This window comes from Rhodoferax sp. (assembly GCF_030646845.1).
In the GTDB taxonomy this organism is placed as follows: Bacteria; Pseudomonadota; Gammaproteobacteria; order Burkholderiales; family Burkholderiaceae_C; genus Rhodoferax.
In genome coordinates, this window is sequence record NZ_JAUSLE010000004.1 from 108,278 (window position 1) to 128,899 (window position 20,622).

Sequence of the window (20,622 nt, forward strand, 5' to 3'; positions counted from 1 at the left end):
TGGAGTCCCCCCTCTGGTTGGAATGTGAGCTGCGAATGTAGGGCAATCGGGCGGATCGCGCAAGGCGACGTCTCACAGCCTGAAGCTTTGTCCCGACCTGTCCAGTGCAGCTGTTTTGGTAACCAACTGGTAACGGCAAGTGCACCTATTCGCAGGGGTTCAGGAGTACCATGGCACTTGTAATTTTGTTACCAACATGCCATGAAACTCCATTCCACTGTCGAGGCTGTCACGGCGCGCATCCGCGAGCGCAGCCAACCAACGCGCAGCGCCTATCTCGAACGCCTGGCGCTGGCCGCCAATCGCAAACCAGGCGCAGAGCGGATGGGCTGTGCCAATGTGGCGCACGCCTTTGCCGCGTTGCCCATCAGTGACAAATTTCGGGTGGTGACCGAGCGCGCGCCCAATCTTGGCATCGTCACCGCTTACAACGACATGCTGTCGGCCCACGCGCCCTTGCAGCATTACCCGGAACTGATCAAGGTGGAAGCGCGCCGGCTGGGCGCCACGGCGCAGGTGGCCGGTGGTGTGCCCGCCATGTGCGACGGTGTCACCCAGGGTACCGCTGGCATGGAGCTCAGCCTGTTCTCGCGCGACGTGATTGCCATGGCCACCGCGGTTTCCTTGAGCCATGACGTGTTTGATGGCGCGCTGATGCTCGGGGTCTGCGACAAGATCGTGCCCGGCCTCCTGATCGGCGCGCTGCATTTTGGTCACTTGCCGACCGTGTTTGTGCCGGCCGGCCCCATGACCTCGGGCCTGTCGAACAACGAAAAAGCCAGGGTGCGCGAGAAGGCCGCGCAAGGCCTGGTGGGGCGGGCGGAATTGCTGGAAGCCGAGTCCCGGGCCTACCACGGCCCGGGCACCTGCACCTTTTACGGCACCGCCAACAGCAACCAGATGCTGCTCGAAGCCATGGGCCTGCATGTGCCGGGCACGGCCTTCATCAACCCCGGCGCCGCGATGCGGGAGGAGCTGACGCGCGAAGCGGTGCGCACGGTGCTCCAGGGCAGGGGATCGAGCGCCGCCGGGACAGGGGCCAAATGTCCTCCGATTGGTCAGGTGGTGGATGAGCGCAGCATCGTCAACGCGATGGTGGCCCTGATGGCCACCGGCGGCTCCACCAATCACCTGATCCATTGGGTGGCGGTGGCGCGTGCGGCAGGACTGGTCATCGACTGGAATGACTTTTCGGCCCTGTCCGAAGTGGTGCCCCTGCTGACGCGCGTCTATCCCAATGGCAGCGCCGACGTCAACCAGTTTCAGGCGGCAGGTGGGCCCGGCTTTGTCATTCGTGAGTTGCTGGATGCCGGCTTGATGCACGCCGATGTGCTGACGGTGCGCGCCGGCGGTCTGCGTGAATACACCGGCATCCCCGCCGCCAGTCCCGACACCCCCGGTGGCGCGCTGCACTGGGTGGATGCCGGTGCCAGCAAGGACGACACCGTGGTGCGACCGGCCAGTGCGCCTTTCAGCCCGCATGGAGGGCTCATGCTGTTGACGGGCAATCTGGGGCGCAGCGTGATCAAGGTCTCGGCGGTGCCGGACGACCGGCATGTGATTGAAGCGCCCTGCCGGGTGTTTGATTCGCAGGAGGCGCTGCACCAGGCATTCAATGCCGACGAGCTGAATCAGGACATCATTTGCGTGGTGCGCTGGCAGGGGCCGCAAGCCAATGGCATGCCCGAGTTGCACAAGCTGACGCCGCCGCTGGCCGTGCTGCAGGGCAAGGGTTTCAGGGTGGCGCTGGTCACCGATGGCCGCATGAGTGGCGCCTCGGGCAAGGTGCCGGCCGCCATCCATGTGTCGCCGGAGGCCGCGGCGGGTGGCCCGTTGGCCAAGGTGCGTAACGGCGATCGCATTCGCCTGGACGCCACGGCCGGCACGCTGGATGCATTGGTGGACGCCGACGAATGGGCCGCACGCGCGCTGGCCACGATGCCCGAGGCGCTGCGTGTCGCCAATGGTCTTGGCATGGGACGTGAGCTGTTTGCCAGCATGCGCCACAACGCATTGGCTGCCGAAGCAGGCGCCTGCAGCTGGCTATGAGCCGGCCCCCACTAATGGTCTGGAGAACTGCATGCATTCAAGCCCGAAACTGACCGCCCTGCAGGTGATGCAGGACGCGCCGGTCATCCCGGTCATCGTATTGAACGACGTGGCGCATGCCGTGCCGATGGCACGCGCGCTGGTGGCCGGCGGTATCCGCATGCTGGAGGTGACGCTGCGCACGCCGCAGGCACTGGCCTGCATCGAGGCGATTGCCAGAGAAGTGCCGGAGGCGGTGGTGGGTGCTGGCACGGTGCGCACCAAGGCGGATGCGCAGGCGGCATCGATGGCGGGGGCCCGCTTTGCGGTCAGCCCCGGCTACACCCCGGCGGTCGGTCAGGCCTGCCGCGATGTCGGGCTGGCGCTGTTGCCTGGCGTCGCGACGGGCAGCGAAATCATGATGGCGCAGGAAGATGGCTTTACCGAACTGAAGTTCTTCCCGGCCATGCAAGCCGGTGGCCCGGCCATGCTCAAGGCCTGGAGCGGGCCATTTTTTGATGTGCTGTTTTGCCCCACCGGCGGCGTGACCCTGCACAATGCGCCGGATTTTCTGGCGCTGCCCAACGTGGTGTGCGTGGGCGGCTCCTGGCTGGTGCCGGCGGACGCCCTGGCACAGGGCGACTGGGCGCGCATCACCCAACTGGCGTGCGACACTCAAGATTTCAAGAGGAAATTGGCTGTAGCCCCCGTCCTTTATGCTTCAGTAGCTATCTAGATGATAGCTAGTGTCAGCGCAGGCCGGCGCCAGAGCCGTGTTCAGCGCGCTGGATCAACTCGATCTTGTAGCCATCGGGGTCGGTCACAAAGGCAATCACGGTGGTGCCGCCCTTGACGGGGCCGGCTTCGCGCGTGACGTTGCCGCCGGCGGCCCTGATTTTTTCGCAGGCCGCATAGGCGTCGGGCACACCCAGCGCAATGTGGCCGAAAGCGGTGCCGGCTTCATACGAATCCACCCCCCAGTTGTAGGTGAGTTCGATCTCGGCGTGCTCCGGGTTGCTGCCGTAGCCGACAAAGGCCAGCGTGTATTTGTACTCGGGGTTTTCCGAGGTGCGCAGCAACTGCATGCCCAGTACCTGGGTGTAGAAATCAATCGAGCGTTGAAGGTTGCCAACGCGCAGCATGGTGTGAAGAAATCTCATGTCGTCAATTGTGGCGCAAGTTCAAACACCAGGCAGGTGGTGGTGGCATGGGCGTAGAGCGTGCCGTCCGGGCCGACGAGGCGGGCCTCCGCCGTGGCGAGTTGCCGTCCGCAGTGGATGACTTTTCCTTCGGCCCGCACCCGTGTCACTTTCGGCGTCAGGGCGCGCACGATGTTCACACTCAGTTCGGCCGTGGTGTAGCCCTGGCCCGGCGCCATGCGGGTGTGGACGGCGCAACCCAGGGCCGAATCGAGCAGGGTGGCAAACCAGCCGCCATGCACCGTGCCCATCGGGTTCAGGTGGGCGGCACCGGGCGTGCCTTGAAACACGGCGTGGCCATGGCCGGCTTCCACAATCAGGAAGTCCAGCGTTTGCGCAATCGGCGGGTAAGGTACTTCGCCGCGCAGCATCGCCTGCATCAACTCCAGCCCGGTTTTGCCGGCGATCTGGTCGGGGCGGGCAACACCCGGCCCCGCGCCAGCGTCCAGCAGGGCGCGGATGGTCTGTTCCTGGGCGAGCCAGGCTTCCAGGTGGTTCGGTTTGGTCATGGCAGCTCCAGTCAGTCATTAAATTGCATATGCAACAATTGTAGCTACAATAATAACCATGAATGCAAACACGCTTTCCCCGCCGATGGTCGCCGCGACGAAATTGCAGGGCTGTACCAATTTGAAGCTGCGCCAGTTGACGCGGCGCATCACACAGCATTACGACGCCGAGCTGGCGCAGGCCGGGCTTAAAACAACCCAGTATTCGCTCTTGTCCCACGTGCTCAAGCTGGGTCCGATCCGCCCCGGCGATCTGGCGCAGGCCATGAAGATGGACGCCTCCACGCTGACGCGCAATCTCAAGCCCCTGGTCGCCGCGGGCTGGGTCCAGCTGGCGGAGGGCGTGGATGGGCGCAGTCGTCTGATCGCCATCACCTATGCAGGCCGCGAGAAGCGCCAGGACGCCCAGCGCCACTGGAAGATGGCGCAGACCCGCCTCAACCGCCTGCTGGGCATGCCGCGGATGCTGGCGCTGCATGCCCTGATCGATGAATCGCTGGCGCTGCTGGCGGACCCGATAGCCGCAGCGAGCAATAGCTAGGCTGAGCGCGTCCGGCCATCTTTATGCGGCCGCAATTATTCGGTGGCTTTGCGGGCCCGTTCGTGTGAGACTCGCTGGTGCAATCGTTGATTAAACTCGGTTGCCTGCAAACCTGAATTGGTGGAGGTGACCGTGGATCCAGGGCTCAGTTCAACCATGGCAAGTCAGCGTGCCGAAGCGACCCCAGGGCAGGCTGAAAAGTACCTCGCTATCCGCGAGGCCACACGGGCGCTCGCCGCGCCCCTGTCGGCGGAAGACTGCACGATCCAGTCGATGCCGGACGCCAGCCCGGTGAAGTGGCATCTGGCGCACACGACGTGGTTCTTCGAGACATTTGTGCTCGAGCCGCACTGTCCTGCCTATCGTGCATTCGATCCCGCCTACCGCGTGCTCTTCAATTCGTACTACAACGCGATCGGCGACAAGCACCCGCGTCCCGAACGTGGCCTGCTGTCGCGCCCCGGGCTGGAAGAGGTGCTTGCCTATCGTCAGCATGTCGACGAAGCCATGCTCGCCTTGCTTGACAGGGCGCCGTCGACCCCATTGCCGGCGGCCGTCACTGACCTGATCGAACTGGGTCTCAACCACGAGCAGCAACATCAGGAACTCATCCTCACGGACGTGAAGCATCTGCTCTCGCGCCATCCGCAAAAGCCCGCCTACCAGAAGCAATGGCCCCTGACGCAGGTGCTCGCGCGCGAGGGGCGCTGGATACCCTTTGCAGAAGGGCTGCGGGAGATCGGGCACGATGGACGCGGCTTCTGTTTCGACAACGAGATGCCGCGCCATCGGGTCTGGCTTGATGCCTTCCAGATTGCGTCACACCCGGTGACCCACGGTGACTTCATCGAGTTCATTGGCGATGGCGGCTATCGCCGACCGGAATTGTGGCTGTCCGCCGGCTGGGACGCCGTGACCGATCGCGGATGGCAGGCGCCCGCCTATTGGACGCAGCGCGATGGTCAGTGGCACGCCTTCACGCTGCACGGCGAGGTGCCGGTGGACCCCCAATGCGCCGGTCTGTCACGTGAGTTTTTTTGAGGCAGACGCCTTTGCACGCTGGGCCAAGGCCCGGCTGCCGACCGAAGCCGAGTGGGAGATTGCCGCCGGCGGCGTGCCGCGCACCGGGAATTTTCTGGAGAGCGGCGCCCTGCATCCGCTCGCACCCCGGGAGGCTGTGGCCGACGGCATCCTGGCGCAGGCTTTTGGTGACGTGTGGGAATGGACCCGCAGCGACTACGGGCCTTACCCCGGTTTCCAGCCCGCCATGGGCGCCGTCGGCGAGTACAACGGCAAGTTCATGTGCGGCCAGTACGTGCTGCGCGGCGGCTCCTGCGCTACGCCGGCAAGCCATGTGCGCGCGACCTACCGCAATTTCTTCCCGCCCGATGCGCGCTGGCAGTTCTCCGGCCTGCGGCTGGCGCGCGACGCCTGATGGTGCGCCATCTGCTGCGCCACGAAGCCGTCAAACGCAGTCAACAGGGGCTGAAACCGCTCCACACTGCCCTCCAGTTGCATCAGCGCAGCGCAAGTTGATTCCAGCGTGGAGAGCTGGTCGGGGCGGTGGGCTTTGCGGATCAGGTAGTGGGATGGCGGTGTGTCGCGCAGCGACAGGCGCGGCAGTTGTTGCAGCAGCGGGTTGAGGTACAGCATCTTGCGGCTCTTGCGCCAGGTGCCATCGAGCACGATCAGGCGCAATTGCGAGGGATCACGCAACAAGGTGCGGGGCAGGGCGGGCGGCGTCGGCAGGCGCGAGGCAGGGTCGTCCAGCGTGTCCGGGTACAGCAGGATCGCCTGTTTCGGGCTGCCGGCCTCAGTCTGCGGCTGCAGTGGCGCCGTCAGCAGGGCCTGCAGTTCCTGCCTGTCGAACTCTTCGCCGGTTACCAGTCGGCTGTGCGGCAGACTCAGGCACAACAGTCGCGCGCTGCCTTTGGCGTTGGCCACTTCCAGCGGGTGCTGCAAAACCACCACCTCAACCACATGGGAAATCGGCTTAATCCACTGGCAGATGCAGGCGCTGAGCGGACGCATGCAGATGGCGCAGCTTGGGCGTTTGGTATCGGGTGCCGGCAGCATGTTCGGGATTTTCGGGGCAATCTTGTGAAGCGGCCAAAAAAAAGGGCTGGTCTTGCGACCAGCCCTATTAAGGGATCCCTGAACCTGAAGGTTTCGAAAGGACCCGAGGAGACAACCTGTAGAAACTAAGTGTTTCTAAAAAATCTAACTTGGGTGAAGTATCTCAGGGTTTCCCCTAATTTTATAGAGTCCAAGCTCCAGAAAGATACTTTATTTCTCTTTGTTACTTCACCCCAACATCACAATTAACGCTTTTTGGACACTGGCTTCGTTGCGTCCACAGCGCTGGCAGCGACTGCGGTGAAGTTGGCTTCGGCAGCGTCAGTCGCTTGCTTGACAGCTTTTTGCACGGACTCAAGCGCGTTGTTGGCAGCAGCCACGGCGCTTTTCATCACTGCAACAGCGGTCTCGGAACCAGCGGGTGCGTTCTTGGCGGCGTTGTCCACCAGGCCCATGAATTTCTTCTGTGCTTCAGCAGCCTGGCCTTCGAAAGCCTTGCTGAGCTCAGCAGTAGAGCCAGTGGTGATGTCATACAGGTGACGGCTGTAGGCAGCGGTCTTTTCAGCCAGAGGCTGGAGCAGGCCGGATTGCAGGGCCATCAGTTCCTGTGCGTCTTTCACGCTCAGCATCGCCTTGGCGTGCTCGGCGGACTCGGCCAAAGCAGCTTTGGATGCGGTCAGGTTGAGTTCAACAATCTTCTCAACGCCTTCAAAGGCTTTGGAAGTCAAACCCAACAGGGTTTCGATGCTTGCTTTTTGCGAGGCCATGACTTGTTCGACGGTCAACATATAAATATCTCCAATAGAGTGAGGTAAAAAAGGTATCTGCGCCGAAACCCAGCCTAGGCTTGATTTATGTTGCAGTGCAGCATGAGGCGAATTATAGGGTTATCCCGCATCCATGCAAGCGGTTTTTGCTGCATTGCAACATATTAGGCTGGAAGTTCTAGAAAGCCGGGTTTTCACGGTCCCGACACAATAGTGGCATGAAGGCTTTTTACTCGGATCACTTCGTCCTGCCCCTGCCGCCGGGGCATCGCTTCCCCATGGCGAAATACGCCATGCTGCGCGATCAGGTGACGCAGGCCTTGCCAGCGGCGACGCTGCTGGAGGCGCCTGGTGCCAGTGATGGCGAATTGGCTTTGGTGCACAGCCCGGCCTACGTCGCCTCGATCATGGAAGGCAGCATTGCCGCCGCCGCCATGCGGGAGATTGGCTTCCCCTGGAGTCCTGCCATGGCGGAGCGCGCGCGTCGCTCGGTCGGGGCCACCGTCGCCGCCGTGCGCCGTGCGTTGACCGAGGGTATTGCCGCCAACCTGGCCGGGGGCACACACCGTGCCTATGCCGACAAGGGCGGCGGCTTTTGTGTATTCAATGACGTGGCCGTGGCCGCGCGGCTGGCGCAGGCCGAGTGGAGCCGGCCGGGCAGGGCCCCAGTCTCAGGGCAGTCAGGCGCGGTCCGCCGCCCGCCCTTGCGGGTGGCGGTGATTGATCTCGATGTGCACCAGGGCAATGGCACTGCCAGCATCTTCCGGGATGACGACAGCGTGTTCACCCTGTCGCTGCACGGCGACAAGAACTTTCCGTTTCGCAAGGAGAGCAGTGATCTGGATGTGGCGCTGCCCGATGGCTGTGGCGACGCCGACTACGCTGCGGCCCTGGATCGCGCCCTCGATGAACTGGCGGGCCGCTTTGATCCCGGACTGGTGATCTTTCTGGCCGGTGCGGACCCGTTCGAGGGCGACCGGCTGGGCCGGCTCAAACTCAGCATCGATGCGCTGGAGGCGCGTGACCGGCGGGTCTTTGACTGGTGCTTTGCCCGGCGCATTCCGCTGGCCTTCGTCATGGCCGGTGGCTACGGCGTGAAGATCGAGGACACCGTCCAGATTCAGCTCAACACCTATCGCATCGCGCTCGAATACTGGCAACGCTGGCAGGCCTTGCCGGTTTGATGGCGGCGTGACAAAAGCGGGGGGCTGTCGCACTGGCAAAATCAGGCCCCATGACTGAAATCAAATCTGACAAACCGCAGGCCGCGCCGCGCAGTGCCTACAAGGTGTTTCGCACCATCACCACGCGCTGGATGGACAACGACGCCTACGGCCACGTGAACAACGTGGTCTATTACAGCTGGTTCGACACCGCAGTGAATGCCTACCTGATCGAGCAGGGCGTGCTCGACATCCATCAGGGCGAGACCATCGGTCTGGTGATCGAGACCCAGTGCAACTACTTCTCCTCGCTGGCCTTTCCGCAGACGGTGGAGGCAGGCATTCGCGTGGCCCGACTGGGCACCAGCAGCGTTCGCTACGAAGTCGGCCTGTTTGCGCAGGGCGAGCCCCTCACCGCCGCCAAGGGGCACTTCATCCATGTGTATGTGGACAAGCAGACCCGCCGCCCCGTGCCCTTGCCTTTGAACCTCAAAACTGTTCTGGAGACCCTTGTATGACCCAAACCATCGTGGATGCCGCGATCACCTCGCGCATGTCGGTCCGCGTCTTTACCCCGCAAGCGGTTGCGCGCCAGACCCTGACCGATCTGCTGCAGGTGGCCAGCCGGGCACCCTCGGGCACCAACACCCAGCCCTGGAATGTGTACGTGCTGCAGGGTGCCAGCCGCGACTCCCTGTGCGAGAAGGTGTGCGCCGCCCACGATGCCATTCGTGCCAATCCGGCGCTGGCCGCCGACTACCGCGAAGAGTACGACTACTACCCGGAGAAATGGGTCAGCCCCTACATTGACCGCCGGCGCGAGAACGGCTGGGGGCTGTATGGCCTGCTGGGCATTGGCAAGGGCGACAAGGACAAGATGCATCTGCAGCACCAGCGCAACTACAAGTTTTTTGATGCGCCGGTCGGCCTGATGTTCACGCTGGACCGCGTCATGGGCCGCGGCTCGCTGGTGGACTACGGCATGTTTCTGCAGAACATCATGGTGGCCGCGCGGGGTCACGGTCTGCACACCTGCCCGCAGGCGGCGTGGAACGGCTTCGCCAAAATCATCCTGCCGCATATCGGGGCCGGTGCCGACGAGATGCTGGTCTGCGGCATGGCGCTGGGCTATGCCGATGAGAGCGACGTGGTGAATACCTTTCACACGCCCCGGGTGCGGGTGGAAGAGTTCACGCACTGGCTGGAGTGAGCGGGGCCACCCGTTGGACCCCATTCACCTCTTCAGCATGCGTGGCACCAGGTCGTAGATGACTTTCATCGCCATCCAGTGCCTCAACGGCCTGAGCTACGCCACGACCCTGTTCCTGATGGCCGCGGGCCTGACGCTGATTTTTGGCGTCACCCGCATCGTGAACTTTGCCCATGGCAGCTTCTTCATGCTGGGGGCGCTGTTCACCGCGCACTGGGTGACCCGCTGGTACCCGGCCTGGGGTGACAGTGCACTGCTGTACGCATTTGCTATGCTTTTGGGAGCTATCGGCGCAGGTATTGCGGGGGCTGTGGCCGAATTTGTCTTGTTAAGACGGCTGTACGGCGCCCCCGAGTTGTACCAGCTGGTGGCCACCTTCGGCCTGAGCCTGACCCTGTCTGACGCCATGCGCTGGGGCTTTGGGCCCGAGGAGGTGTTTGCGCCGCGCTTTCCCGGGCTCAAGGGATCGGTGGAGTTGTGGGGCGAGTACTTTCCGCAATACCAGCTGCTCACCATCGCGCTGGGGCCGCTCGTCTGGCTGGGGCTGTATCTGTGGCTGCACCGCACGCGGTTTGGCCAGCGGCTGCGCGCGGCCACGCAGGACCGCGCCATGCTGGCGGCCCTGGGGGTGAACCCGAAGCCGCTGATGCTGGGCGCCGTGGTGGTGGGCTGCATGCTGGCCGGCCTGGGCGGTGCCCTGCAGTTGCCGCGCGAACCGGCGACCCTGCAGATGGATGTGAACGTGGTGGTGGAAACCTTTGTGGTGGTGGTCACCGGCGGGCTGGGCAGCATTGCCGGGGCTTTTTTTGCCGCGCTGCTGATCGGGCTGGTGCATGCCCTGGGGATCAGTTTCTTCCCGCAGGCGACGCTGGTGCTGGTGTTTTTGACCATGGCGGTGGTGCTGGTGGTGCGGCCCATGGGTCTGTTCGGCAAGGCGCTGGATGCGGGCCCCAAGGAGATCGCGCAGAAGTTCAGCCGGGCCCCCGTGAAACGGGCGTGGTCAGCGATGACTTTCATAGCGATTGGCATCGCCTTGAGTGCCGTCTGGTGGGCGGGTGGCTACTGGCAATCGCTGGCGGCGGATGGCCTGATCCTGTTGATTTTTGGCATCAGCCTGCAAGCCATGATGGCGCTGGGCGGGCTGGTCAGCTTTGGCCACGCGGCGTTCTTCGCGCTCGGGGCCTATGGCGCGGCGCTGGCGCACGGCAACTGGGGCGTGTCGCTGCCGCTGGCCCTGGCCACCGGTTGCGCCGCCGCCCTGGCCGTGGCGGCGGTGTTTGGCGCCGTGGTGGTGCGCAGCAGCGGTGTCTATCTGGCCATGCTGTCGCTGGCGCTGGCGCAAGTCGTGTGGGCCACGGCCACGCAATGGGTGAGCCTGACCGGCGGTGACAACGGCGTCATCGGCCTGAACCTGGTGGTGGACGACACACGCACGGTGTTTTATTTCTTGCTGGTGGGCCTGGCCTTGCTCAGTGTCTGGGCCTTGGGCCGTTTGAGCCGTTCCAGCCTGGGTGCCGCATTGCAGGCGGTGCGCGATGCACCGGTGCGCGCGCAAGCCAGTGGTTTGCCGGTGGGCTGGATCAAATACCGCATCTTTGTCGAAAGCGCCGTGCTGGCTGCGCTGGCAGGCGGCCTGTTTGCGGCGCACAAGGGCGCGGTGTTTCCATCCGTTGCCAATGTTGTCACCTCGCTGGATGCCCTGCTCGTGGTGCTGCTGGGCGGCGTGCACCAGCTGTGGGGTGTGGCAGCGGGCAGCGCCGTGCTGGTCTGGGCCGGCGCCGAGCTGGGGCGCGGCTTTGACTACTGGCGTGGTGCCCTGGGCCTGTTTGTGATGGTCATCATGGTCGTGTCGCCGTCCGGTCTGCTGGGCTTGATCACGCGGTGGAGGCGGGCATGACGCTGCAAGTGCGCAATCTGCTCAAGCACTTTGATGGCGTGCAGGCCGTGCGCGGCGTCAGTTTTGAGGTGGGTGCCGGCGAGTGCGTGGCCCTGATCGGTCCCAATGGCGCGGGCAAGTCCACCACCTTTGCCTGCATTGCCGGGCAGCACCGCTTGACGAGCGGTGAAGTGCTGTGGGCGGGGGAGCGCATCGACCGCCTGAGTCCGGCGCAACGGCTGGCGCGTGGCGTGGCCCGCACTTTTCAGGTGGCGCAGACTTTTGAAGCACTCACCGTGCTACAAAATGTGCAGCTGCTGCTGCAGGCGCCACGGGGGCTGGCGGCCTGGAACATCCTTGACGCCATGCCGCTTGAGGCAGCTCATGCCCTGCTGGCCCGCGTGGGTCTGCAGGACCTGGCCCAGGCCGACGTGCTCGGACTGTCCTATGGCGCCAAGAAGCGACTGGAGCTGGCGATGGCGCTGGCGGGCGTGGTGGGCGCCGATGTCGCTTACCCGAAATCCGGCGCCCAGTTGCTGCTGCTTGACGAACCCGCTGCCGGGCTGGCCGGACCGGAGCGCGCGGCCCTGATGGCGCTGGTGAAGTCGCTGGCCCATGACGCGCCGGCGGCGGACTCCACTGCGGCAGGGATGGCCGTGCTCTACACCGAACACAATATGGACGCGGTCTTCGGCGTTGCCGACAGGGTGCTGGTGCTGATTGACGGCCAGCTCGCCGCGCAGGGTTCGCCGCACGAGATCGCGCAAAACGAGACGGTGCGCACGCGTTATCTGGGCCGGGCGGGTCATATGGCCTTGTCAGACCGTGCCGATGGAGGCCACCCTTGATGGTTGCGACAAAGTCATTGACTGCGCCGACGCCCATCCTGGCGGTGCAAGACCTCAGTGTCTGGTACGGCGCGGCGCAGGCGCTGTTTGACGTGTCACTGAATGTGGGCGTTGGCGAACTGGTGGTGCTGCAGGGACTCAACGGCGCCGGTAAATCCACGCTTCTTCAAGCCATTATGGGTCTTAGCCCCCGTGTATCGGGCGTCATTAGCTATGAAAATAATAGCATCTCCACCTGGGAATCGCACCGCCGGGCACAGGCGGGCCTGGGCTACGTGGCCGAAGACCGCCGCCTGTTCACCGGGCTGACCGTGCACGAGAACCTGCGGGTGGCCGCCCGGGGCGATGTGGATGCCAACGAAGCGCGGGTGCTGGCCCTGTTCCCGGCGCTGAAGACCATGCTGCGCCGCCTGAGCAGCCAGATGAGCGGCGGCGAGCAGCAAATGCTGGCCATCGCCCGCACGCTCATGACCTCACCGCGGCTGCTCCTGCTGGACGAACCGTGCGAAGGCATTTCGCCAGTGCTAGTCGAATCCATTGTGGACGCGCTGCTGCTGCTGCGGGCCCAGGGCATGCCGATGCTGGTGGCCGAGCAAAACAATCTGCTGGCTGACCGCGCAGACCGGGTAATTACGCTGGTGGCGGGGCAGCTTAGCCCTTAAAGTCTGACCATGATCATCACCAGTCTCCTTGACACCGACCTGTACAAGTTCACCATGATGCAAGTGGTGTTGCACCAGTTCCCGGGCGCGCAGGCCGAGTACAAATTCAAGTGCCGCAACCCGGGCATCGACCCCGCCACCGGTCAGGCGGCGCGCAACCTGGCCGCGCATGCCAATGAAATCCGGGAGGAAATCCGTTCGCTGTGCGGCCTGCATTTCCAGGACGCCGAACTGGCCTACCTGCGCTCGCTGCGCTTCATCAAGAGCGACTTCGTGGATTTTCTGGGGCTGTTCAAGCTCAACGAAAAATACATCACCGTCACGGCGCTGCCCTCGGGCGAGATTGACATTGCGATCCAGGGCCCGTGGCTGCACACCATCCTGTTTGAAATCCCGGTGCTCGCCATCGTCAACGAGGTCTACTTCCGCAATACGCAAAAACTGCCGGACCTGATGGCGGGGCGTCAACGACTGGACGTCAAGATCGGGCAACTGCGTTCGGAGGGTTTGAGCGATCTGAAAATTGCCGACTACGGTACGCGCCGGCGTTTTTCCGTGGCCTGGCATGAAGAGGTCTTGCGCGTTCTGTCGGCCCGCCTGGGCACGGGCCAGAGCCCCGGCAATGTTCCGGGCACGGCAGGGCAATTCGCGGGCACCAGCAATGTGCTGTTCGCCATGAAGCTGGGCCTGACACCGCTGGGCACCATGGCGCATGAGTACCTGCAAGCGTGCCAGGCGCTGGGCCCGCGTCTGCGCGACAGCCAGATCTATGCCTTCGAGTCCTGGGCCAAGGAGTACCGCGGCGACCTCGGCATTGCGCTGAGCGATGTCTACGGCATGAGCGCCTTCCTGCGCGACTTTGACCTGTACTTCTGCAAGCTGTTTGACGGTGCCCGCCACGACAGTGGTGACCCCTTCCAGTGGGGTGAGCGCATGATCGACCACTACATCCGCAACCGGGTCGACCCGCGTACCAAAACCCTGATCTTCAGCGATGCCCTGACCATACCGCGCACCATCGAGCTCTACCAGCAGTTCAAGGGGCGCTGCCAGCTGGCCTTTGGTATTGGCACCAATCTGACCAACGACCTCGGCTACGAGCCGCTGCAAATCGTCATCAAGATGGTGCGCTGCAATGGCCAGCCGGTGGCGAAGCTCAGCGATACGCCGTCCAAGGACATGTGCGACGACGAGAAATACCTGGCCTACCTGCGTCAGGTGTTTGACATTCCCCAGCCGGCGACTTGATATTTGTCGTCATGAACTGCCACTTCTTCCGCTAGAAACCACCCCATGAACAAACCCAAAATTCTTGTCGCCCGTGCCGTCTTCCCCGAAGTGATCGCCAAGTTGGCGCAGCACTTCGATGTCGAATCCAACCAGACCGATGAGCTCTGGACCAAAGCGCAGCTGACAGCGAAGCTGCAAGGCAAACAAGGCGTCTTCACCACCGGCGGCGAGCGCATTGACGCCGAGCTGCTGGCGGCCTGCCCCGACCTGAAAATCTGCGCCAACATGGCCGTGGGTTACAACAATTTTGATCTCGACGCCATGACGGCGGCCGGGGTGCTGGGCACCAACGCGCCCGATGTGCTGACCGAGACCACGGCCGACTTCGGCTTTGCGTTGCTCATGGCCACGGCCCGGCGCATGGCGGAAGCTGAACACTTCCTGCGGGCAGGCCTTTGGACCAAGTGGAGCTACGACATGTTCGCCGGTTCCGACATCCACGGCGCCACGCTCGGCATCCTGGGCATGGGCCGCATCGGGCAGGGCATTGCCCGGCGCGGCGCTTACGGCTTTGGCATGGAGGTGATTTACCACAACCGCTCACGGCTGGACGCGGCGACCGAGGCCGAGTGCCGGGCGAACTACGTCAGCAAGGAAGAACTGCTCAAGACGGCCGATCACCTGGTGCTGGTGCTGCCGTACTCGGCGGCCTCGCACCATGCCATTGGCGCGCCTGAGCTGGCGCTGATGAAACCTACCGCGACCCTGGTCAATATCGCGCGCGGCGGCATTGTGGATGACGCGGCCCTGGCGCATGCGCTGCGCAACAAGACCATTGCGGCAGCTGGACTCGATGTGTTTGAAGGCGAGCCCAAGGTGCACCCGGACTTGTTGACAGTGCCCAACGTGGTGCTGACGCCGCACATCGCCAGCGCCACCCTGCCCACGCGGCTGGCCATGGCCAATCTGGCGGCGGACAACCTCATCGGGTTTTTGCTCAATAACAAGCCGCTGACACCGCTCAACGCCAAGGTGCCGATTTAATTTTCAGAGCCTTGATCTGGCCGCGCTTTGCGTGGGGTCGACGCAGTAGACACGAACCGTTCACACGCCAGGGTTACATTGTCCGAATGACAGGCTTTCAAAAGAAGTGACCCCATGAAGAAGATCAAGCTGGCGTATGTGGCTCTGTTCATCGCCCTCACCGGACTCTGGCTCATGGCCGACACCGTGTTGTCGACGGCGTACAGCTTCTTTGCCTTACGTGCTTCGCTCATCAACTACAGCGGAATCCTGGGTATCGGGGTCATGAGCGTGGCCATTATGCTGGCCGTCAGACCGGTGCTGTTCGAGCCGTATCTGGGCGGCCTGGACAAGATGTACCGGCTGCACAAATGGCTGGGCATCACCGGTCTGGTGATCTCCGTCATTCACTGGGCGTGGGCGCAGGTGCCGAAATGGCTGGTCGGTTCCGGCCTGATCGAGCGCCCCGTGCGCATACGACCGCCCGAGGAAACCGTGGCGATTTTCAAATACTTCCAAAGCCAGCGTGGCTTGGCGGAAGCCATTGGCGAATGGGCCTTCTACGCTGCTGTGGTGCTCATCATCCTGGCGCTGGTGAAGCGGTTTCCCTACCGCCACTTCTTCAAGACCCACCGCCTGCTGGCGATCGTGTACCTGTTCCTCGTGTTCCATGCCGTGGTGTTGATGAAGTTCAGCTTCTGGGGTGAAGTCGTTGGCCCGGTAATGGCGGTTTTGATGATCGGGGGCAGCGTTGCAGCTTTTGTCGTCTTGTTCAGACGGGTGGGGCAAAGCCGTCAGGCGGTGGGTGAGATCGAGGCCATCGCGCACCACAAGGATCTTCAGGTGATCGAGGTCACGATCCAGTTCAAGGGCCGCTGGGCCGGTCATGAGGCCGGGCAATTCGCCTTCGTGACCTTCGATGAGAAAGAGGGCGCGCACCCGTACACCATCTCTTCGGCCTGGAAGGGGGATGGGCGCATCGCGTTCATCATCAAGGGGCTGGGAGATTACACCCACACACTGTCTGCCGCCCTCAAAACCGGAGATGTCGTCAAGGTCGAGGGCCCCTATGGGCGCTTTAATTTCCGCAGCAGCAAGCCGCGTCAAATCTGGGTGGGCGGCGGCATCGGCATCACGCCCTTCATTGCCCGCATGAAGGTGCTGGCGAATCAGCCAGACGGCACGACCATCGACCTGTTCCACACCACTGCGGTGCTCGATGACGCAGCCATAGCCAAGCTGGAGCGCGACGCGCTGGCCGCGAATGTGCGGCTGCATGTGCTGGTGGACGCCAGGGATGGCCTGCTAAGCACAGAGCGCATATGTCAGGCCATTCCGGAATGGCAATCCGCCGACGTTTGGTTCTGCGGCCCGGCGGGCTTTGGCCAGGCTTTGCGCAAGGACTTCATCGCCAGGGGGCTGCCCCCCGACGACTTCCATCAGGAGTTGTTCCACATCCGGTGAGCCTTCACCCGACGGCATGCAATCGTTCGTCAACATTGGCGTTGCGTGCGAGAAGATGATCCAGAGCGACTTTTCCGGCGGGGCGCCGTCCAGTTTCTGCACGGCCGCCAGTCTTCACAGCAATTGAAACGCGAGCACCGCCTTGGACTGCTATTGGGCGGCTCGTGGTGTCCTTCAATCGTCATGCGTGGCCTCTGCCAGATGGGCGGCCAGCGCTTTGCGCGCCATATCGCGCAGTGCCAGCGCTTGGTCCCAGCCTGGACCCACTGCAGGGATCGTCTCACCCATCGTCACCTCAATAGCGTAGCGCCGCGGCAACCAGGCGCCGTCGCGCAACAGCGAGCGGGTGCCGTTCAGCGTCACCGGCACCACTGGCGTTGTGGTTTCGGCGGCGATGACGAAGGCCCCGAGCTTGAAGGGCTGCAGGCCACCGGCACGCCGCAGCCGGCCTTCAGGGAAGAACACGATGGATTCGCCGGCACGCACACGCGCTTGCAGCGCCCGGGTGTCCTCGACGCCCTGCGCTGCGTCGAAACGCTCGACGAAGGCGATACCCAGCCTGCGCAGCGCCGCGCCGATCAGCATCACGTCAGCCAGCTCGCTTTTGGCGGCAAAGGAAAACTCGGGTGGAAGCACCGCACCCAACAGGATCGCATCGGCATAGCTGGCGTGGTTGGCGACGACAATGCGCGGCCCCAGCGCAGGCAGCCGCTCCAGCCCCTCCACCCGCAATGGCAAACCCATCAGGCGGATGGCCACGCGCGTCAGCGCACGCGCGGCACGCCGGCGCCGCGCCACGCCGGGCAACACCATCACGGCGCACCACGCCAGCACACCCAGCGTGCAGAAGACGCACCAGGCCCACAGGCCCCACGCCACGCGCACTGCGGTGTGCAGTGCGCGGCGTGCCCGCGCCGCAGCCGCAGTGGCTGTCAACGCCGCCCATTGCTGCCAGGGCGGGCGCTGCGTCACGCCGAGCCGACCCTGCTCGTACAGTTCACGGCAGGCAGCGCGGCGGGTCTTGCCGCTGGACGTCTTCAGTACCGAGCGTGGCGGCGCCAGCACCACGTCGTCGGCTGGCGCGCCCAGCAGCGTGGCCGACAGGGCGGTGATGGCCCGGATCATTTGCGCACGCTGCGCCGGTTCACGGACACGGGTCTCGGCGAGCACCACGAGCCGTTCCGTGCCGCTGCGCCGATCGGTGGCCGCGAACACCGCCACGCCGCCTTTGCGCACGCCGACGATGCCGGCCACCGCAGTTTCTAGTTCCTGCGGATGAATATTAAAACCACCGCGGATGATGATGTCCTTCTCGCGTCCGGTGAGGAACAGTTCTCCACCTGCCATGTAGCCGAGGTCGCCGGTGTTGAGCCAGTCGCCGTCGAACAGGCCCTGATTGGCCGCCGGATTGTTCAGATAGCCCTGCGTGCTGGACGGGCCGCGGAACTGCACGTGCCCCTGCTCACGCTCGGGCAACTCGCGCCCGCCGGCGCCGACCACGCGCAGGTCGTGACCGGGCAGTGGCGAGCCGCAGGAGACGATGCGCAGCGCTTGCGCGTCGTCGGGTCGCGCCGGTTGCGCCACGCCATCGCGGGCGAGCGTGGCCCGATCGACGCGATCCACCAGCGGGCCGCGGCCCACCGGCCCAAAGGACAGGCCGACGGTGTTCTCGGCCAGGCCGTATACCGGCATGAGTGCCGTTCGTTGAAAGCCGCAGGGCGCGAACCGCGCCGCGAAGCGCTCCAGCGTATCGGGACTCACCGGTTCGGCCCCGTTGAACGCCAGCCGCCAGCACGACAGGTCCAGCGTGGCGAGTTCGGCGTCGGTGACCTTGGCCAGACATAACTCGTAAGCAAAATTGGGTGCCGCCGACACCGTGCCGCGATGGCGGTGAATGGTCTCCAGCCAGCGCGCGGGTCGGGCGAGAAACGCCAGTGGCGACATCAATACGAGGTGAAAGCCCAGGTAAAGTGCGCCAAGACAGGCACCGATCAGCCCCATGTCGTGATACAGCGGCAGCCAGGAGACGAAGGTGTCGGTGCTGCCGACCTTCGATGCACTCCACATGGCGCGCAGGTTGGCCAGCAGATTGGCGTGCGTCAGGATCACGCCCTTGGGGTCGCCGGTGCTGCCCGATGTGTACTGCAGGAACGCGATGTCCGATGCGGTGAGCGCCGGGCGCACCAGGGGCGCGTCCGCCATCGACAGATCGGCCACGGTGTGGACGCCGTGCAGCGCTTCGGCCTGCGCCCGCAGCAGATGGGCGAGCGGCTTTGCGCGTTCCACCGTGATCAGCAGCCGAGCCTGTGCATTGCGCAGGATGGCGGCGATACGCTTCAGGTGGTCCTCCAGCTGCGACGGCCGCGCCGGTGGGTACAGCGGCACCGGAACCAGACCCGCATACAGCGCGCCATAGAACGCGGCAAAGAACTCGCGCCCGGTGGGCAGCATGATCGCCACCTTGGCTCCTTTGTCCAGCCCGAGCGCACGCAAGCCCGCCGCCAGGGCGACGGCATCGCGGTGCAGATCGGTGTAGCGCAGATCGACGCTCTGGTTGCCGTTCTCGTACAAGGTGATCAGCACGCGCTCTGGGTGTTGTTGCAGGTGCCATTCGAAAACATCCACCAGCGTCTGGACCGAGTCCGGCGGATAACCGTCACTGACGGCTTGCTGGGAGGTATCGGCCTTTGTTGCAGTCACCACGACAGATGGCGCCGCCATTGCGCCTTGCTCTCTTGTCGACATCACGAAGCGCAACAGGTCGCGTGGCGTCTCGGCCTCGGTGAGCGCCGCTTCACCGAGCGACACGCCGAGGTCGTGGTCGATGCGGGCAAGCAGTTCGACACGCGCCAGGCTGTCCAGACCGTAGTCACGCTCCAGCGAGTGGTCCAGTCCCAGTGTGGACGCCAGCCGGGCCTGCGGCCGCAACTCGTCGGCCAGGCTGCGCACCGTTGCGAGCAAGCGCGGCGCCAGCGATTCGGGGCCCGGCGCACGGGAAATCCCCTGCACCTCCGGGGTTGGCGGATCGTTTTGTTTTGCTGGAGGTTCGTTCATCGCTCATCGACATTCACCAATCCGTCGATTCAACGACAAGAAGCCTCCGGCTGATTGACAAATAGCAAGGAGGAGAGGGTTCACCACCTGGTCGTGCAGGCGGATCCGCCGCGGGCGCTTGTGGCTACGAGCGGGACGCCCGCTGGTGCCGCCACCGCAGCCAGGCCAGGCCTAGCGCGACAAGCGCTATACCGGCGGCCGACAGCAGCAGCACATACTGCTTTTGCATGAAGGCATTGCCCAGGAAAACCGTGCCCAGCGCATACGGCAGCTCGGCCAGCATCAGCGCACCGAGATAAACGCGCAGCGGGTAGCCGAGCAGACCAAAGAAGTACCCTCCCACGTCGGAAGGTACCGCCAGCTGAACCAGCAGGACGGTGAGGAACGAGCCCCCTTCGGGAATACGGCTCTCGTAGCGATGGATCATTCCTTCGGACAACATCCGCTGCACGGCGGGTCGCTTGAGGCGGTGGCCAATCGCGTAGGTGACCAGCCCGCCCAGACACCAGCCGCTCCACAACAGGAAGAAACAGCCCAGTTCGCCCCAGGTCTGCACGCCAATAGGCACGAGCAGCACGCCAGAGAAGAACACCAGCATGGCCGACAGCGCCGCCAGCCCCATGAAAATCAGGGCGCCCAGAACAGGGTGCTGCGCAATCACCGGCTCGACCAATGCAATGCCGGAGGCGATCTGTTGGTGAACCGTGTCGGACAGGGCCAGCAACCCGGTGGCGAACAGAACCACGATCAGGATGCCGGCGCGACGCGCCATGTCGGACCGCGGGCCCCAGATCCCCGGCTGCGCTACGCCCGCGTCTTTGGAAATGCTCTTTGACGGCAGTGGAGGAGGGACGGGCGGTGTGGGCATCAGGGGTTTGGGTTGCGTTTCCAACCCTGGATTATCCGTGGAACCATGGGGCTCCGGCAGCAGTCGTCATCAACCTCAAGCGGGAAGTCAGCCGGCGCGGCCAT

Annotated in this window: 18 protein-coding genes and 1 pseudogene; 13 read left to right on the forward strand and 6 right to left on the reverse strand. The window is 64.0% G+C overall.

The annotated features are described in order from the left end of the window. Nucleotides 1-201 precede the first annotated feature (201 nt). Nucleotides 202-2,049: a phosphogluconate dehydratase gene (gene edd, locus Q7T10_RS01285; RefSeq protein ID WP_304745047.1), complete on the forward strand. Its 1,848-nt coding sequence runs from the start codon at nt 202-204 to the stop codon at nt 2,047-2,049. Between the two features lie 31 nt (nt 2,050-2,080). Next, the gene (locus Q7T10_RS01290; protein ID WP_304745049.1) at nt 2,081-2,764 is read left to right on the forward strand and encodes a bifunctional 4-hydroxy-2-oxoglutarate aldolase/2-dehydro-3-deoxy-phosphogluconate aldolase; all 684 of its coding nucleotides are present in this window, start codon (nt 2,081-2,083) and stop codon (nt 2,762-2,764) included. 13 nt (nt 2,765-2,777) lie between these two features. On the opposite strand, the gene gloA is transcribed toward Q7T10_RS01290, so the two are convergent. Together gloA and Q7T10_RS01300 are read right to left on the reverse strand one after the other, a co-directional pair. Then, nucleotides 2,778-3,188, reverse strand: a complete 411-nt coding sequence (gloA, locus tag Q7T10_RS01295) for a lactoylglutathione lyase (RefSeq protein WP_304745051.1) — start codon at nt 3,186-3,188, stop codon at nt 2,778-2,780. Further along, nucleotides 3,185-3,736 (reverse strand): PaaI family thioesterase, encoded by a 552-nt coding sequence (locus tag Q7T10_RS01300; protein WP_304745053.1) that lies wholly within the window; start codon nt 3,734-3,736, stop codon nt 3,185-3,187. Before Q7T10_RS01300 ends, gloA begins: the two co-directional genes overlap by 4 nt. Nucleotides 3,737-3,794: 58 nt before the next feature. Here Q7T10_RS01300 and Q7T10_RS01305 point away from each other — a divergent pair, with 58 nt between their 5' ends. Together Q7T10_RS01305 and egtB are read left to right on the forward strand one after the other, a co-directional pair. Further along, nucleotides 3,795-4,277 carry a MarR family winged helix-turn-helix transcriptional regulator gene (locus tag Q7T10_RS01305; protein WP_304745055.1) on the forward strand — a complete coding sequence of 161 codons (483 nt, stop codon included), beginning with the start codon at nt 3,795-3,797 and terminating at the stop codon, nt 4,275-4,277. Nucleotides 4,278-4,433: 156 nt separating this feature from the next. Next, nucleotides 4,434-5,712: pseudogene (gene egtB / locus Q7T10_RS01310) on the forward strand (ergothioneine biosynthesis protein EgtB). Here egtB and Q7T10_RS01315 read toward each other — a convergent pair. Together Q7T10_RS01315 and Q7T10_RS01320 are read right to left on the reverse strand one after the other, a co-directional pair. Beyond that, a complete protein-coding gene (locus tag Q7T10_RS01315) occupies nt 5,643-6,353 on the reverse strand; it encodes a tRNA-uridine aminocarboxypropyltransferase (protein WP_304745057.1) in 711 nt (236 codons plus the stop codon). The pseudogene egtB and the gene Q7T10_RS01315 sit on opposite strands and share 70 nt — an antisense overlap. Nucleotides 6,354-6,598: 245 nt before the next feature. Continuing rightward, the gene (locus Q7T10_RS01320; RefSeq protein WP_304745059.1) at nt 6,599-7,141 is read right to left on the reverse strand and encodes a phasin family protein; all 543 of its coding nucleotides are present in this window, start codon (nt 7,139-7,141) and stop codon (nt 6,599-6,601) included. Between the two features lie 197 nt (nt 7,142-7,338). Here Q7T10_RS01320 and Q7T10_RS01325 point away from each other — a divergent pair, with 197 nt between their 5' ends. The 9 genes from Q7T10_RS01325 (at nt 7,339) to Q7T10_RS01365 (ending at nt 16,596) form a co-directional block, all read left to right on the forward strand. Continuing rightward, on the forward strand, nt 7,339-8,304 hold the full coding sequence (locus Q7T10_RS01325) for a histone deacetylase (RefSeq protein WP_304745061.1): 966 nt from the start codon (nt 7,339-7,341) through the stop codon (nt 8,302-8,304). A 50-nt stretch (nt 8,305-8,354) separates the two neighbouring features. Continuing rightward, entirely contained in the window at nt 8,355-8,801 is a 447-nt protein-coding gene (locus tag Q7T10_RS01330) for a thioesterase family protein (RefSeq protein ID WP_304745063.1), read from the forward strand. After that, nucleotides 8,798-9,493, forward strand: a complete 696-nt coding sequence (locus Q7T10_RS01335) for a nitroreductase (RefSeq protein ID WP_304745065.1) — start codon at nt 8,798-8,800, stop codon at nt 9,491-9,493. The genes Q7T10_RS01330 and Q7T10_RS01335 overlap by 4 nt, the downstream gene beginning before the upstream one ends. 58 nt (nt 9,494-9,551) lie before the next feature. After that, nucleotides 9,552-11,390 carry an ABC transporter permease gene (locus tag Q7T10_RS01340; RefSeq protein WP_304745068.1) on the forward strand — a complete coding sequence of 613 codons (1,839 nt, stop codon included), beginning with the start codon at nt 9,552-9,554 and terminating at the stop codon, nt 11,388-11,390. Beyond that, nucleotides 11,387-12,217: an ABC transporter ATP-binding protein gene (locus tag Q7T10_RS01345; protein ID WP_304745070.1), complete on the forward strand. Its 831-nt coding sequence runs from the start codon at nt 11,387-11,389 to the stop codon at nt 12,215-12,217. Before Q7T10_RS01340 ends, Q7T10_RS01345 begins: the two co-directional genes overlap by 4 nt. After that, nucleotides 12,217-12,879 carry an ABC transporter ATP-binding protein gene (locus tag Q7T10_RS01350; protein ID WP_304745072.1) on the forward strand — a complete coding sequence of 221 codons (663 nt, stop codon included), beginning with the start codon at nt 12,217-12,219 and terminating at the stop codon, nt 12,877-12,879. Before Q7T10_RS01345 ends, Q7T10_RS01350 begins: the two co-directional genes overlap by 1 nt. A 9-nt stretch (nt 12,880-12,888) precedes the next feature. After that, nucleotides 12,889-14,127 carry a nicotinate phosphoribosyltransferase gene (gene pncB / locus Q7T10_RS01355; RefSeq protein ID WP_304745074.1) on the forward strand — a complete coding sequence of 413 codons (1,239 nt, stop codon included), beginning with the start codon at nt 12,889-12,891 and terminating at the stop codon, nt 14,125-14,127. Between the two features lie 45 nt (nt 14,128-14,172). Then, complete coding sequence (locus tag Q7T10_RS01360) at nt 14,173-15,153, forward strand: D-glycerate dehydrogenase (protein ID WP_304745077.1); 981 nt, start codon at nt 14,173-14,175, stop codon at nt 15,151-15,153. A 114-nt stretch (nt 15,154-15,267) separates the two neighbouring features. Further along, entirely contained in the window at nt 15,268-16,596 is a 1,329-nt protein-coding gene (locus Q7T10_RS01365) for a ferric reductase-like transmembrane domain-containing protein (protein ID WP_304745079.1), read from the forward strand. 174 nt (nt 16,597-16,770) lie between these two features. Here Q7T10_RS01365 and Q7T10_RS01370 read toward each other — a convergent pair whose 3' ends face one another. Both Q7T10_RS01370 and Q7T10_RS01375 read right to left on the reverse strand, forming a co-directional pair. Then, entirely contained in the window at nt 16,771-19,650 is a 2,880-nt protein-coding gene (locus Q7T10_RS01370) for an AMP-binding protein (protein ID WP_304745082.1), read from the reverse strand. 124 nt (nt 19,651-19,774) lie between these two features. Next, entirely contained in the window at nt 19,775-20,518 is a 744-nt protein-coding gene (locus Q7T10_RS01375) for a TVP38/TMEM64 family protein (RefSeq protein ID WP_304745084.1), read from the reverse strand. Nucleotides 20,519-20,622: the final 104 nt, after the last annotated feature.

Excerpts from the sequence above, each read along its gene's own strand:
- edd (WP_304745047.1), top strand. The coding sequence starts at position 202 with ATGAAACTCCATTCCACTGTCGAGGCTGTCACGGCGCGCATCCGCGAG.
- Q7T10_RS01290 (WP_304745049.1), top strand. The coding sequence starts at position 2,081 with ATGCATTCAAGCCCGAAACTGACCGCCCTGCAGGTGATGCAGGACGCG.
- gloA (WP_304745051.1), bottom strand. The coding sequence starts at position 3,188 with ATGAGATTTCTTCACACCATGCTGCGCGTTGGCAACCTTCAACGCTCG.
- Q7T10_RS01300 (WP_304745053.1), bottom strand. The coding sequence starts at position 3,736 with ATGACCAAACCGAACCACCTGGAAGCCTGGCTCGCCCAGGAACAGACC.
- Q7T10_RS01305 (WP_304745055.1), top strand. The coding sequence starts at position 3,795 with ATGAATGCAAACACGCTTTCCCCGCCGATGGTCGCCGCGACGAAATTG.
- Q7T10_RS01315 (WP_304745057.1), bottom strand. The coding sequence starts at position 6,353 with ATGCTGCCGGCACCCGATACCAAACGCCCAAGCTGCGCCATCTGCATG.
- Q7T10_RS01320 (WP_304745059.1), bottom strand. The coding sequence starts at position 7,141 with ATGTTGACCGTCGAACAAGTCATGGCCTCGCAAAAAGCAAGCATCGAA.
- Q7T10_RS01325 (WP_304745061.1), top strand. The coding sequence starts at position 7,339 with ATGAAGGCTTTTTACTCGGATCACTTCGTCCTGCCCCTGCCGCCGGGG.
- Q7T10_RS01330 (WP_304745063.1), top strand. The coding sequence starts at position 8,355 with ATGACTGAAATCAAATCTGACAAACCGCAGGCCGCGCCGCGCAGTGCC.
- Q7T10_RS01335 (WP_304745065.1), top strand. The coding sequence starts at position 8,798 with ATGACCCAAACCATCGTGGATGCCGCGATCACCTCGCGCATGTCGGTC.
- Q7T10_RS01340 (WP_304745068.1), top strand. The coding sequence starts at position 9,552 with ATGACTTTCATCGCCATCCAGTGCCTCAACGGCCTGAGCTACGCCACG.
- Q7T10_RS01345 (WP_304745070.1), top strand. The coding sequence starts at position 11,387 with ATGACGCTGCAAGTGCGCAATCTGCTCAAGCACTTTGATGGCGTGCAG.
- Q7T10_RS01350 (WP_304745072.1), top strand. The coding sequence starts at position 12,217 with ATGGTTGCGACAAAGTCATTGACTGCGCCGACGCCCATCCTGGCGGTG.
- pncB (WP_304745074.1), top strand. The coding sequence starts at position 12,889 with ATGATCATCACCAGTCTCCTTGACACCGACCTGTACAAGTTCACCATG.
- Q7T10_RS01360 (WP_304745077.1), top strand. The coding sequence starts at position 14,173 with ATGAACAAACCCAAAATTCTTGTCGCCCGTGCCGTCTTCCCCGAAGTG.
- Q7T10_RS01365 (WP_304745079.1), top strand. The coding sequence starts at position 15,268 with ATGAAGAAGATCAAGCTGGCGTATGTGGCTCTGTTCATCGCCCTCACC.
- Q7T10_RS01370 (WP_304745082.1), bottom strand. The coding sequence starts at position 19,650 with ATGAACGAACCTCCAGCAAAACAAAACGATCCGCCAACCCCGGAGGTG.
- Q7T10_RS01375 (WP_304745084.1), bottom strand. The coding sequence starts at position 20,518 with ATGCCCACACCGCCCGTCCCTCCTCCACTGCCGTCAAAGAGCATTTCC.